The sequence below is a fragment of the Aeromonas sp. S13(2024) genome (assembly GCF_041402405.1).
GTDB lineage: Bacteria > Pseudomonadota > Gammaproteobacteria > Enterobacterales > Aeromonadaceae > Aeromonas > Aeromonas veronii.
The window spans coordinates 1-12,727 of sequence record NZ_JBGLRA010000021.1 but is presented as its reverse complement, the minus strand read 5'-3'; the positions used below and the strand labels follow the sequence as shown (position 1 = coordinate 12,727).

Sequence of the window (12,727 nt, the reverse complement as noted above, 5' to 3'; positions counted from 1 at the left end):
GCAATAAAAACGGCGCCTCCATCACGGAGGCGCCGTTTTTTATCGGGATTTCACCGGCTTCACGCCAGCAGGATGGTGGCCATCACCAACAGGGCCGCGATGGCCGGCACCGGCAACTTCACCACCCGCAGCAGATAAAAGCCGATGGCCGCCAGCGCCAGATCGGTCGGCGCCAGCACCGCGCTCTGCCACACCGGCTGATAGAGGGCCGCCAACAACAAGCCCACCACGGCGGCGTTGATTCCGGTGACGGCCCCCGCCAGACGGGGCCGGGCCAGCCACTGTTGCCAGCAGGGGCCCACCGCCCAGAGCAGCAGAAAACCGGGTGCAAAGAGCGCCAGGGTCGCCGACAGGGCCCCGAGCAGCGGCATCTCGGGCTGCAGCTGGGCGCCAAGATAGGTGGCAAGGGTAAACATGGGGCCCGGCACCAACTGGGCCAGGCTGTAACCGGTCAGAAACTGCTGCTCGTTGAGAGTGTGGCCCACGCTCTCTTGCAGCAGCGGCAGCACCACATGGCCACCGCCAAACACCAGACTACCGGCGCGATAGAAGTCGGCAACCAGTTGACCAATCGGGCTAGCGAGCAGCGGCAGACTGATAAAAAGGATGCCAAACAGCAGCAGGGTCGGCCAATGAGGCTGACTGCTGGCGGCAGAAGGCAGCTCAGCGAAGGCAGGGCGACTACCCGCCCCGCACTGGCTGCGGGCGCAGATCAATGCAGCTCCCGCCAGCATCAACAGTTGAGTCAGCAGACCAGGCTGCCACCAGAGTGCAGCAGCGGTCACCACCATGATCCCTTGGGTCATTCCCGTGGCACAAAACTGACGACTCATGGTGAACACCGCATCGGCCACCACGATGAGCGCCAGCAGCTTGAGGCCGTGCAACGCCGCATCGAGCCACAGATTGCTGCCCAGCTGGCCGATGCCGATCGCGGCCGCCAGTAGCAGCAGAAATGAGGGCAGCGTGAAGCCAACAAAAGCAGAAAGCGCCCCGCCCAGACCGGCGCGATGACGACCGATGGCGAAACCAAGCTGGCTGGAGGCAGGCCCCGGCAGCAGCTGGCACAGCGCCAGCAAGCGGGCAAATTCGGCCTGTGTCAGCCAGCCGAGCCGCTGGACGAAGGTGCGCTGGAAATAGCCGATATGAGCGGCCGGGCCGCCAAAACTGATGCATCCCAGCCATAAAAACTGAATAAATACCTGTCCCACGCTCTTCTCCCTCATCCCTCTTCTCCCGATGGAGAGGAGATATTATGACAGCGCGATGATCGTTTTATGACAATCAGACTGATTAGGCCGACACCATGGGCACATCACCCGGCAGATAGCAGCGTCCCGCCAGCCAGCAGGCGATGGACTGACGGCTGGCGTCGAAATGGGGCTCGGGCAACGCGCGCGGATCGCACCAGACCCAGCCTTCGCACTTTTCCGGCTCCAGCAGTTGCGGCTCACCATCGGCCTTAGCGTGCAGCGTCACCGAGATATAGTGCAGCCCGCTCTCGCGCCAGGTCTCCAGGTTGTTGGTCACCGCTACCACCTCGGGCCCGTGGATCTCTAGTCCCGTCTCCTCAGCCACCTCCCGGATCGCCGCCGACTCGAAGCTCTCCCCCAACTCCAGATGCCCACCCGGGATCGACCAGTAGGGGGCATGGCTCCCCTTGCGTTTGCCAAGCAGCACCTGGCCTTGGGGGTTGGTCAGGATGACGCCGACCCCGACGCGGGGATAAAGAGTGGACATGAAAACGCTCCTTCAATCAGGCAATAAAACGGCCCCACCTTAGGCCCAAGGAGGGCACAGGGCAAGCCCCGGCTGCACGGCACCTGCGCCTGTCTGTGGCCCCTCCCCTTGCCCCTTAACCGGTTATCACTGATGCTGGGGAGTGAAGCCCGGATGGAGAGGTTATCCCCATCCTCTCAGTCCCCCATCACCCCGAGGAGTCCGCCATGAAAAAATTGCTCCCCCTGTGCGCCCTGCTGCTCACGGCTTGCCAAACCACGCCGCCCCCCAACTCGCTCGCCATCGATGATGCCGACGCCTGGCAGGCCATTTGCAAAGATGGCACCCGGGTTCGCGCCGTGGTGGCAGAGGGGATCTGTGGGGATCATCGCGGGGTAGCCATGTGGACGAATAAGCCAAGAGCTGAACGGATGGCAGAAGAAGCCGCCAAATAGTGTGATCCAGGCACCATAAAATGACACTGCCGGCCAATTGGCCGGATTTTTTCGCGATCTCGCCAGCACTTTGCCACCTTGTTCATGGTGCGCTCAGTTTTCTGTTCCCATACTGGCCCTACAGTTCCAAAAGAGGAGAGACAAGATGCAAACATCCATCGTAGGGCTCTCCATTCTGTGGGGGCTAGCCAGTTTTGGTGTTCAGGGGGATTTCATCGAGAGCCGTGATTCCGTTGCGCCATCCTGGCAAGCCGAGTCCAGAGTGGAGATGGAAGGTTATCTGATTGAATCGCTTGGCGAAGATCGCTGGCTGTTCGACAACGGCAGCGAGAGTCTGCTGGTCTCCCTGCCCGAGGGGCAGTGGGTGCCGACCGGCGAGCGGCTGCGGGTCAGCGGCGAACCGCAGCAGGAGCAGAGCGGCTGGCTGCTGCAGGTGGAAGACATCAGCCAGGTCAGCGTCTGACAGCGGCAGTAGCCCCGTCACCGCGACAGCTAATCCAGACCCGATAACCACTACCGAATAACCAAGAGCGAATAGCAAAAGAGGAGGCCACTGGCCTCCTCTTTCTGTTTCTATAAGCGGTTTGCGCGGGCTCAACCCAGATGGTTGAGCGGCAGCGCCGTCTTGTGCTTGATGCGGCGCAGCACGAAGCTGGAGCGCACCCCGGTCACCCCCGGAATATGGGTCAGCTTGTCCAGCAGGAAGTGCTGGTAGTGCTCCATGTCGCGCACCACCACCTTGAGCTGGTAGTCGGCATCGTTGCCGGTGATGAGATCACACTCCAGCACTTCGGGCAACTCGCTGATGGCGCGATCGAAGTTTTCGAACCGCTCGGGCGTGTGTCTGTCCATGGAGATGTGAATGTAGGCGGTGAGGGTGAGGCCAAGCTGGCGGGCGTTGAGCAAAGTAACGTGGGTGTCGATGAGGCCGGCATCCTCCAGCGCCTTGACCCGGCGGGAGCAGGGGGACGGGGAGAGCCCGACCAGCTCGGCCAGTTCCAGATTGCTGATGCGGCCATTCTCCTGCATCAGCTCGAGAATATGTCTGTCTATGCGATCAAGTTTCAGCATTTACCCTTCCTCGTTGCAATGACTAATCCACTTTTCCTAGATTAAGGGTGAACTATTGCAAAAACAACCGAAATAAGTGGTTACTTTGCAACCACTCACCGGCACGGGAGGGATACTATGGTTACATCTTCCGGTGGCAAAGCAGATACCTGACCGGGTCTCTGCGGTGAAGGACCTTACCGGGTCAAGAGCCCCATCAGCCGTCTTACCTTATCGGGAAACGACGGGCTGGAACGAGAGAACCCCCTCCCCGAAGGCAACAAAGCAGGCATCCCGGCGCCTGCTTTGTTGTTTTTGGGCGTTTGACGCAATCAGAGCGCGGGCGGCGTGATGCGATAGAGACAGCGGTGCGCCCCCTCCAGCAGATATTGCTCCCGCTCCACCGTCGCCGGCGCCAGCAGCTGGCGAAACAGCGCCAGCTCGCTGCGACAGAAACCGCGGCAGGTACGCGCTGCCGCACAGATGGGGCAGTGGCTCTCCCACAGCAGCCAGCTACCATCCTCTTCGCGGCGGATCTCCGCCATGTAGCCCTCGCGAGTACGCAGCTCCTTGAGCGCCGCCAGCCGGCCAGATAGACCATGGGACCCCAGCGCCTCCTGATAGCGAGCAAGCATTTGCTGCTCCCGCTGCTGGATCAGCCGCTCCATCCCCTCCTCGCCAAACAGCTCGCGCACGTTGTCGATCAACTGCACGGTCAGGTCGCTATGGCTATCGGGGAAGCGCTGCCAGGCCTGCTCGGTGAGCTGCCACAGCCGCACGGGACGACCGCGCCCGCGCGCCTCGTCGCTGAATGTGACCCACCCCTCCTGCTCCAGCGTGAGCAGGTGCTGGCGGGCGCCCATGGAGGTCATCTGCAACTGCTCCCCCAGCGCGGCGGCGCTCTGCGGGCCATGGCTCTTGAGCAGAAACAGGATCTTGTCGGTGCTTGCGTTCATGATCTCATTATGGGGAGCGCCCTTTATTAAATCAACAATTCACTTTACTTAATCCCGTCTATGAACCAGCATAAATAAACCAATAACTTTACTTAATGGGTGCAGCATGGAGAAACACGAGCACAAAAATCCCCTCTGGGTGCTGGTCATGACGGTCACGCTGGCAGTTGCAGGCTTCAGTCTCCCCTCCCCGGTATTGGCACCTTTGCTGCTGGATCCGGCCCACGGCATGCTGACGCCGGAAGCCTCCGACTGGAGCCGCAAGGTGTGGCTGGGGGTCATCATGGGGCTCTATCCCCTGTTCCAGCTGGTGGGCAGCCCCTGGCTCGGTCGCCTCTCCGACCGCTATGGCCGCAAGCCACTGCTGTTGCTCTCGCTGGCGGGGGTACTGGCAGGCTATGCCCTGATGGCACTCGGTATCGCCTGGCGCTCCCTCCCCCTGTTGCTGCTCAGCCGGATTGTGGAGGGGCTGTGCAACGGCAACATCGCCATCGTGCAGGCGATGGCGGCGGATCTCGCCGGCAAGGAGCACAAGGCGCGCAGCTTCGCCTGGATCAATATCGGCATGAATCTGGGCTGGGTGGTGGGGCCGGTGATCGGGGGCTACGCCGCGGTGATCTCGGGGGATTACAGTCTGGCCGCCTGGCTGGCGGTAGGAATGACCCTGCTCAACCTGCTGCTGGTCTACTGGCTGATCCCCTATCGTCCGCCGGTGGCGGCCGCCCGGCAGGCCCCGACCCTCTCCAGCCGCCAGCTGTTGTTGCAACCGGTCCTGCTGCCCTACTTCGCGCTCACCCTGATCAGCTATGGCGCCGTGCAGCTCTATTTCACCTACTTCAATATCTGGCTGGTGGAGCGGCTGGCCTGGGATCCGGCCCAGCTGGCGCAGGCGGCGGTGCTGGTGAGCCTGCCCATGATGGCGGGCTCCTGGCTCGGCTCTCGCATAGCCCGCCACTGGCGCGGCAGCTCCCTCGGGATTGTCGGCCATCTGGTGATGGCGAGCGGCATGCTGCTCTTTATCCTGCCCGTGCACTGGTGGGGACTGGCGCTTACCTTCGTTCCCGCTGGCATCGGCATGAGTCTGGGGGAGCTGGCCACTTCGGTGGCGATCTCCAACCGCAGTCACCCGGAGCAACAGGGGCAGGCGATGGGGCTCTACCGCGCCCTCGCCGTAGGCAGCGAGATCCTGGCGGTGCTGCTCGGCAGTCTGGTGCTGCTGGCCGGTACCGAGTGGCCCTTCTATCTCGCCACCCTCTGCTCCCTTGCCAGTGCCGCCGGTTTCTATCTGCTGCGCCGCCGTGCCGACCGTCGTCAACAGCTGGCCAGCTGCACCTGAGCCACGAAGGGATCACAGTTCGGCGCTTCGGCCGCGGGCAAAACTTGCATCGGGGCGCCGGGTCTGGGACGGTAAAGCTCTTTACGGATTTGTTCGATGCTGGAGGAGCTATGAGTGAGTACAAGGCCATCGCGCTCGATATGGATGGCACCCTGCTGACCCGGGATCACAAGATCTCGTCGGCCACCCGGGCAGCACTGGCGCAGGCCCGCGCCCACGGCATCAAGGTGCTGTTGGTCACGGGGCGCCACTACATGACGGCACGCCCCTTCCACCACGAACTGGCCCTCGATACCCCCCTCATCTGCAGCAACGGCGCCTATCTCTATGATCCGGTGCAAAACCGGCTCCTCAGCGGCGACCCGCTGGCGGTCGCCCCGCTTACCGAGCTGCTGGCCGCGGTCGAGGCACAGCAGATGGGCGCCCTGTTCCACCTGAGCGAGGGGATCGGCTACATCGGCTGCGAAGAGCATGTCACCCGCATCCGCCACTGGTCGGCCAATCAGCCGGACCACCTCAAGATCGCCCTCCACCCGGTCGAGGAGCTGGCAGGCTGGCTCGACAACCCGGTCTGGAAACTGGAGCTGTTCAATCAGGATCCGGCACGCCTGCACACCTTTATGGGCGAGGTGGTCGAGCAGATGCCCTTTACCCGTGACTGGGCGGCCCCCTATGCGGTGGAGCTGGTACAGCCCGGTTGCAGCAAGGGCAACCGGCTGGCCCAGTGGGCCGCCAGCGAAGGGATTGCGATGGAGCAGGTGGTGGCGTTTGGGGACAACAACAACGACATCAGCATGTTCGAGCAGGTGGGGCTGGCGGTGGCCATGGGCAATGCGGCCCCGCAGATCCAAAGCCATGCCCATCGGGTCACGGCCGACCACAACGAAGATGGCATCGCACTGGCGCTACAGCGCTGGGTACTGCCCTGAGCTGACAAGATGCAACATGGCCAGCACGCGGGCTGGCCATGAAGAGAGAGATTAACCGCCGAAGGAGAACTGGATCACCCGATCCGGATAGCGCAGACGGTTGTACTCCCGGCGCAGGGATTCGTAGTGGCGAATGGCCCGATCGCGCTTAGCGCGGTAGTAGTCGCGCTGTTCCGTGTTGGTTTCGTTGCGGATGCTGCGCTCCAGCGTATCGATATCACGCTCGGTACGCTCCAGCTCGTCGCTGATCTCCCGCAGGCGAGCAGCCAGTTTGTACTCTTCGTAGCCACGCTGATACTGCTTGAGGAAGCTGGCGTCATTGGGGCATACCCCCAGATAGGCCTGCCCCTCCTTGCCCTTGCTGTAGGCCAGCTCGGGAATGCAGTAGAGCTCCAGCCCCTTGTCGTAGCCCCGTTTCCACTCGGCTTCATCCACTTTGAGGCCATATTCGCTGCAAGACGAAACGTAATCGCGGGTCGCCTGACGGGTTTTGCCCTCCGCTCCATCCTGATAACCCAGGTTGTACCAACTCATGGTGCGGCACTCATCTTCTGACAGGGCACTGCATCCCGCCAGCAATACCGGCAGGGTCAGCAACAGGATTTTGGGGGACATGAACAGACTCCGGAAAAGATAGTGAGCGGCATTCTAGAGAGGATAAAAGGCCATAACAAGGGATGCGCTCCCGTGCGGTCTGGCGCGGTTTATTTGATGTTTTTGTCACTATTCAACGCCGTGCCAGACGGGCGGCCAACCCGCTTTCCTTGTTATCAGGCGCAAGGTAAACTGCGCCATATTTTAACTGGCGCGCAACAAAAACAATGAAAGTCCTGACCGTCGATTACCGCTCACCCGATGCGGCCCAACGCTTCACCGAATCCCTGCGAACCACCGGCTTTGGCGTGCTGACCAACCACCCCATCCCGAAAGAGCTGGTGCAGTCCATCTACGACAACTGGTATCGCTTCTTCATGAGCGAGCAGAAGCGGGATTTCCTGTTCAACCGCGAGACTCAGGATGGCTACTTCCCGCCGTCGGTCTCCGAGGTGGCCAAGGGCCATAGCCAGAAAGACATCAAGGAGTACTTCCACATCTACCCCTGGGGCCAGATGCCGGAAGAGCTGAAGGAGCAGGCGATGGAGTACTATCGTCTGGCCAACGGTCTGGCCGCCGAGCTGCTGGGCTGGGTCGAGCAGTACACCCCGGCCGATATCGCCGCCAACTACAGCAGCCCCCTCTCCTCGATGATCGAAGAGAGCCAGAAGACCCTGCTGCGGGTGCTGCACTATCCGCCGTTCGATGGCACCGAGGAGCCGGGCGCCATCCGTGCAGCCGCCCACGAAGATATCAACCTGCTCACCATTCTGCCCGCCGCCAACGAGCCGGGGCTGCAGGTGAAGGGCTCCGACGGCGAGTGGATGGACGTGCCGTGTGACTTTGGCACCCTCATCATCAATATCGGCGACATGCTGCAGGAGGCCTCTCGCGGCTACTACCCCTCCACCACTCACCGCGTCATCAACCCGACCGGTGGCAGTGCCGCCAAGTCGCGTATCTCCCTGCCGCTGTTCCTCCACCCGCGCCCGGATGTGGTGCTCTCCGAGCGTCATACCGCCCACAGCTACCTGATGGAGCGGCTGCGGGAGCTCGGAGTGATCTAGTCCACCGACGAGCAATTGTCAGAGACCAAACCGGAGCAATCTCGCTCCGGTTTTTATTTGGTGGCAGGATTGGGCAAAAAACAGAATTAAATTAGCCATTCATGCCAACAAATCGCATTTACACCTGATAACCGTCGTAGTGATTGCGCCGTGACCTCCGTAACATGAGCGCCATTCTGCCCCTGCCAAGGGGCGCTCGATTGGAGTTCTTATGAAGCAGTCCCAATGGTCATCCCGACTCGGCTACATCCTCGCCGCAGCGGGTTCCGCGGTCGGTATCGGCGCAATCTGGAAATTCCCCTATGTCACCGCAGTCAACGGTGGCGGCGCCTTCCTGCTGGTCTTTCTGCTGTTCAGCTTCACCCTGGGGGTGGCGGTACTGATGGGGGAGACCCTGCTCGGCAGCATGAGTCGCCGCGGGGTAGTCGGTGCCTTCTCCGATCTGCTCGGCAAACAGTGGCGCTGGGTTGGGGTAATGGGGGTGATCTCTACCCTGCTCATCTACTGCTTCTACAGCGTGGTGGGCGGCTGGACCCTGGGTTATACCGGCATGGCCATCTCCGGCGATCTCAACTATGGTGATGCAGCAGCCCTCACCGCCCGCTTCAATGACTATGTCAGCGGCGACGTCTGGCCCATTCTCACCCATCTGCTATTTGCCGCCCTCACCTGGATGGTGGTGCAAGGGGGCATTCAGAAAGGGGTGGAGCGCACCTTGCGCTGGATGATGCCAGCCCTGTTCCTGATGATCCTGATGCTGGTCGCCTTTGGCCTCACCCTGCCCAATGCGATGGCGGGGGTACGTCACTTCCTGATGCCCGACTTCAGCAAGCTGGGGATGTCCGGCGTGCTCGATGCCATGGGGCTGGCCTTCTTCTCCCTCTCCATCGGTCTGGGCATTCACACCACCTACGGTGCCTATCTGCCGACCAGCGAAGGGGTTGGTCGCTCCAGCCTCTGGGTGGTGCTGCTGGCCAGCATGGTGGCAGTACTGGCGGGGCTGATGATTTTCCCGGTGCTGGCCTCGACCGGTATCGACCCGGCCTCCGGCCCCGGTCTCACCTTTATGACCATGCCAGCGGTGTTTCAGCTGCTGCCCTTTGGTCAGGTGCTTGAGGTGATCTTCTTCGCCCTGCTGGTCTTTGCGGCGCTCTCCTCGGCCATCTCCCTGCTGGAGCATTTGCAGTGCTTCCTGTGCGAGACCTGGGGTTGGTCACGCCGCACGGCCTGCAGCGCCATCACTGGATTCGTCATGGTTAGCGGTGTTCCGGTCAGCCTGTCGTTTGGCCCGCTGCAACACGCCACCCTGTTTGGCAAAACCATTTTCGAGTTGCTGGACTTTGTCACCTCCAACCTGATGATGCCGCTGTTCGGCCTGATGCTGACGCTGCTGCTGGGCTGGAAGCTGGGACGCAAGGCGCTGCCGCAGGGGATTGCCAGCCACTGGCATCACCTGCTGATGAACTGCTGGCGCTGGATTGCCCCCTTGCTGATCGGCGGGATCTTGATTCGCGGTCTGGTGTAACGGTTACTCTTCGCGGGTGGGCCTATCGGCCCGTCCCTGGGCCGCTCTGACGGCCTCCAGGGCATGCTGCCAGCGGGTGATCTCGGCATCATCCGTCCCCTTGGAAAAGACGATATAGAGACCGGCCTGATGAAGCAGAACACCACTACTGATGATGCTGCGCCGGGATAACCCCATCTTGTCGAGGGTGGCCTCCATCACCAGCTCCGCCATCGGCAAGGCATCGATCTTGCCCAGCATCAGCCGCTCTATCGCCTCCCCGACCGTCTTGTAGCGCACCAGATTGGTGTAGCCCTCATGGGTCAGCCGCACATCATCGGCGTTACCCAGCACGACCCCCACTCTGGGCAGCTCCCGCAGCTGCGCCAGCGAGGTCAGCGGGTGGCGACTATCCGGCGCCTGATAGATAAAGACCCGATTGATAAAGAGCGGGCCAACCCATTTGAAATGGGACTCCCGCTCCGGGAGCCGCTGTACCACGAACAGTCCATAGCCGGGCTCGACCCGTGCCAGCGCCAGCGCCCGTTTGAGCGGGTAAATCCGCACCGGATAGCGGGTGCCAAGCTCCTCCTGCACCTCATCAATCAAACGAATAGCGAATCCGTCGAGCTTGCCGTCGCGGTATTCGGTAAAGGGGGGTAAGTCGTGACTCAGCAGGGTTAATCCGGGCTGCGCCGACACACTCAGGCTGATCAATAACCAGGGCAGCACCATCCATCTCATACGACATCCTGTCTCATCGTTGTTCCCGTCAGCGCCATGTCGCGGTCACTAGTTCCAGAAGAAGCTACGTCGATTATCGCCCAGTAAATAGCCACAAGGTAGAAAAGATACGGCTCGGCGAGGTTTTCCCCCATTGAGTTGTACGTATAGTCAGAGTGGTGACAGCGGCACACAAAAAAATTTTGATTTTATGTGTCAATTATTCTTTCCATGGTTTAGGCTGTTTCCTCATTCATTAGTCAGGTTGTCACCTCATGTCTGCCATCCTCGTGCTGTTTGGTCGATTTTTTAGCTCGCAAGAGAGGTGACCTTGCACGCACAGTTTTTCTGAATGTTCATTGCAAAGGTCGCCTCAGGCGGCCTTTTTTATGGTCTGTCGTTTATTGCTACAGAGGAGTATTGCTTCGATGTCGTGTTACCCGGAGGTTGTATGAGCCAGGTTCAGTGGTCTTCCCGTCTCGGTCATGTGCTGGCCGCAGCAGGCACAGCGATTGGCCTTGGTGCCATCTGGAAGTTTCCCTATGTGACCGCCACCAATGGCGGTGGCGCCTTCCTGCTGGTTTTTCTGCTGTTCAGCTTCACCCTGGGGGTAGCGGTACAGGTCGGCGAAACCCTGCTCGGCAGCCATAGCCAGCGCGGGGTGCTCGGCGCCTTCCGCAAGCTGGTGGGGCCGAACTGGCGCTGGATGGGGTATATGGGGATCCTCTGCGGCTTCTTTATCTACAGCTTCTACAGCGTGGTGGGCGGCTGGACCGTGGGTTATGCCGCATTGGCGATGGCAGGCAAGCTCAACCTGAGCGAGGGGAGTTCCCTCACCGCCCTGTTCAACGGCTATGTCAGCAACCCCTGGTGGCCGGTGCTGACCCATCTGATCTTTGCCGGGCTCACCTGGTGGTTCGTGCAGGGCGGTATTCAGAAAGGGGTGGAGCGGGCACTGCGCTGGATGATGCCCGCGCTCTTCATCATGATGTTGTTGCTGGTGGGGGTCGGTCTCTCCATGCCGGGCTCCATGGCGGGTGTGCGCCAGCTGCTGCTGCCGGACTTCTCCATGCTGACCGGCCAGAGCGTGCTGGACGCGCTGGGGCTGGCCTTCTTCTCCCTCTCCATCGGGCTCGGGGTACACACGACCTATGGCGCCTACCTGCCCAATAGCGAAGGGGTGCTGCGTTCCGGGGTCTGGGTGGTCACACTGGCAAGCCTTATCTCGGTGCTGGCGGGCTTGATGATCTTCCCGGCGCTGGCCTCCACCGGTATCGACCCTACCGCAGGCCCAGGACTCACCTTTATGACCATGCCTGCCGTGTTCAGTCATCTGCCGCTCGGTCAGGGGCTGGGGGTAGTCTTCTTCCTGTTGCTGCTGGTCGCCGCCCTCTCCTCCTCCATCTCCATGCTGGAGCATCTGGTGCGCTTCACCACCGAGGAGTGGGGCTGGTCGCGCCGTGGTGCCTGCCGGGTACTGACTCTGCTCATCATGGCCTCCGGCATTCCGGTGAGCCTGTCGTTCGGCCCATGGAGCGATCTGACCCTGTTTGGCAAGACCATCTTCGAGCTGCTCGACTATCTCACCTCCAACCTGATGATGCCGCTGTTTGGTCTGGTACTGACCCTGCTGCTGGGCTGGCGCTTGGGTGATGCCATTCTCCCTGTAGGCCTGTCACCCGCCCTGCGTCTGGCGCTGCTCTGGTGCTGGCGCGTGGTGGCGCCGCTGCTGATCAGCGGGATCCTGATCCGCGGGATCATGTAACACCTTGCGAATCCGTGCGGGCAGGCCTTGGCCTGCCCTTTTTATTGCTGGCGTTTGCTTTAACAGGCGTTCATATGAGCAGCATCACGATGGACAGGAGTGAAGTCAGTGGCCGTCGAACAATCTCGGAAGAGCAGGATGAAGAAGGATCGGAGTGGCAAAGTGGCAGAGTGGCACAATAAGAGGTGGTGCTTTGCTCGCCACAACGGCAACAGAAGAAGCTGGAGTACTGAATTTCAGGCAAAAAAAATCCCCATCTGAGTGGGGACTTTCTCTGCAACCGCAGCTGATATCTCAGCTTCGGTTGCGAATATGGTGGTCGTTACTGGGATCGAACCAGTGACCCCCTCCTTGTAAGGGAGGTGCTCTCCCAGCTGAGCTAAACGACCTGGGATTCTTGAAATGATGGTGGGTCGTGCTGGATTCGAACCAGCGACCAATTGATTAAAAGTCAACTGCTCTACCGACTGAGCTAACGACCCATCTAAATCATTTTTTTAAACTTTTTACTGCAAATATGGTGGTCGTTACTGGGATCGAACCAGTGACCCCCTCCTTGTAAGGGAGGTGCTCTCCCAGCTGAGCTAAACGACCTGGGATTCTGAAATGATGGTGGGTCGTGCTGGATT

The 12,727-nt window shown here is 60.8% G+C and carries 13 protein-coding genes and 3 tRNA genes; 7 read left to right on the top strand and 9 right to left on the bottom strand.

All coding sequences use genetic code 11. From position 1 onward, the window contains the following. Window positions 1-59: 59 nt before the first annotated feature. Complete coding sequence (chrA, locus tag ACB042_RS19115) at window positions 60-1,211, bottom strand: chromate efflux transporter (protein WP_371178935.1); 1,152 nt, start codon at window positions 1,209-1,211, stop codon at window positions 60-62. An 82-nt stretch (window positions 1,212-1,293) separates the two neighbouring features. Then, window positions 1,294-1,740, bottom strand: coding sequence for an NUDIX hydrolase (locus tag ACB042_RS19110; RefSeq protein WP_371178934.1), 447 nt, complete (start codon window positions 1,738-1,740; stop codon window positions 1,294-1,296). Window positions 1,741-1,946: 206 nt separating this feature from the next. Between ACB042_RS19110 and ACB042_RS19105 the strand changes: the two genes are divergently transcribed. After that, complete coding sequence (locus ACB042_RS19105) at window positions 1,947-2,174, top strand: hypothetical protein (RefSeq protein WP_005335715.1); 228 nt, start codon at window positions 1,947-1,949, stop codon at window positions 2,172-2,174. A gap of 145 nt (window positions 2,175-2,319) precedes the next feature. After that, window positions 2,320-2,637, top strand: coding sequence for a hypothetical protein (locus ACB042_RS19100; RefSeq protein ID WP_005343224.1), 318 nt, complete (start codon window positions 2,320-2,322; stop codon window positions 2,635-2,637). A gap of 131 nt (window positions 2,638-2,768) precedes the next feature. Here the strand turns inward: ACB042_RS19100 and ACB042_RS19095 are convergent, their stop codons facing one another. Together ACB042_RS19095 and ACB042_RS19090 are read right to left on the bottom strand one after the other, a co-directional pair. Further along, window positions 2,769-3,245 carry an Lrp/AsnC family transcriptional regulator gene (locus ACB042_RS19095; protein ID WP_005304871.1) on the bottom strand — a complete coding sequence of 159 codons (477 nt, stop codon included), beginning with the start codon at window positions 3,243-3,245 and terminating at the stop codon, window positions 2,769-2,771. Window positions 3,246-3,556: 311 nt separating this feature from the next. Next, complete coding sequence (locus ACB042_RS19090; protein ID WP_042052419.1) at window positions 3,557-4,180, bottom strand: metalloregulator ArsR/SmtB family transcription factor; 624 nt, start codon at window positions 4,178-4,180, stop codon at window positions 3,557-3,559. Between the two features lie 106 nt (window positions 4,181-4,286). Here ACB042_RS19090 and ACB042_RS19085 point away from each other — a divergent pair, with 106 nt between their 5' ends. Together ACB042_RS19085 and ACB042_RS19080 are read left to right on the top strand one after the other, a co-directional pair. Next, entirely contained in the window at window positions 4,287-5,516 is a 1,230-nt protein-coding gene (locus ACB042_RS19085; protein ID WP_371178933.1) for an MFS transporter, read from the top strand. 110 nt (window positions 5,517-5,626) lie between these two features. Next, window positions 5,627-6,445, top strand: coding sequence for a Cof-type HAD-IIB family hydrolase (locus ACB042_RS19080; RefSeq protein WP_371178932.1), 819 nt, complete (start codon window positions 5,627-5,629; stop codon window positions 6,443-6,445). A 51-nt stretch (window positions 6,446-6,496) separates the two neighbouring features. On the opposite strand, the gene ACB042_RS19075 is transcribed toward ACB042_RS19080, so the two are convergent. Beyond that, window positions 6,497-7,060 carry a DUF2799 domain-containing protein gene (locus ACB042_RS19075; RefSeq protein WP_201904415.1) on the bottom strand — a complete coding sequence of 188 codons (564 nt, stop codon included), beginning with the start codon at window positions 7,058-7,060 and terminating at the stop codon, window positions 6,497-6,499. 206 nt (window positions 7,061-7,266) lie between these two features. On the opposite strand from ACB042_RS19075, the gene ACB042_RS19070 reads away from it, so the two are divergent. Both ACB042_RS19070 and ACB042_RS19065 read left to right on the top strand, forming a co-directional pair. Continuing rightward, window positions 7,267-8,106, top strand: coding sequence for an isopenicillin N synthase family dioxygenase (locus tag ACB042_RS19070; RefSeq protein ID WP_371178931.1), 840 nt, complete (start codon window positions 7,267-7,269; stop codon window positions 8,104-8,106). Window positions 8,107-8,317: 211 nt separating this feature from the next. Continuing rightward, the gene (locus ACB042_RS19065) at window positions 8,318-9,631 is read left to right on the top strand and encodes a sodium-dependent transporter (RefSeq protein WP_371178930.1); all 1,314 of its coding nucleotides are present in this window, start codon (window positions 8,318-8,320) and stop codon (window positions 9,629-9,631) included. 3 nt (window positions 9,632-9,634) lie between these two features. Here ACB042_RS19065 and ACB042_RS19060 read toward each other — a convergent pair whose 3' ends face one another. Next, entirely contained in the window at window positions 9,635-10,354 is a 720-nt protein-coding gene (locus ACB042_RS19060; protein ID WP_371178929.1) for a substrate-binding periplasmic protein, read from the bottom strand. Between the two features lie 430 nt (window positions 10,355-10,784). On the opposite strand from ACB042_RS19060, the gene ACB042_RS19055 reads away from it, so the two are divergent. Then, a complete protein-coding gene (locus tag ACB042_RS19055) occupies window positions 10,785-12,098 on the top strand; it encodes a sodium-dependent transporter (RefSeq protein ID WP_371178928.1) in 1,314 nt (437 codons plus the stop codon). A gap of 313 nt (window positions 12,099-12,411) precedes the next feature. On the opposite strand, the gene ACB042_RS19050 is transcribed toward ACB042_RS19055, so the two are convergent. The 3 genes from ACB042_RS19050 to ACB042_RS19040 all read right to left on the bottom strand — a co-directional run bounded on the left by ACB042_RS19050 (window position 12,412) and on the right by ACB042_RS19040 (window position 12,692). After that, window positions 12,412-12,487: transfer RNA gene (locus ACB042_RS19050), tRNA-Val, on the bottom strand. A 17-nt stretch (window positions 12,488-12,504) separates the two neighbouring features. Further along, window positions 12,505-12,580, bottom strand: a tRNA-Lys gene (locus tag ACB042_RS19045). Window positions 12,581-12,616: 36 nt separating this feature from the next. Then, a tRNA-Val gene (locus ACB042_RS19040) sits at window positions 12,617-12,692 on the bottom strand. Window positions 12,693-12,727 lie beyond the last annotated feature (35 nt).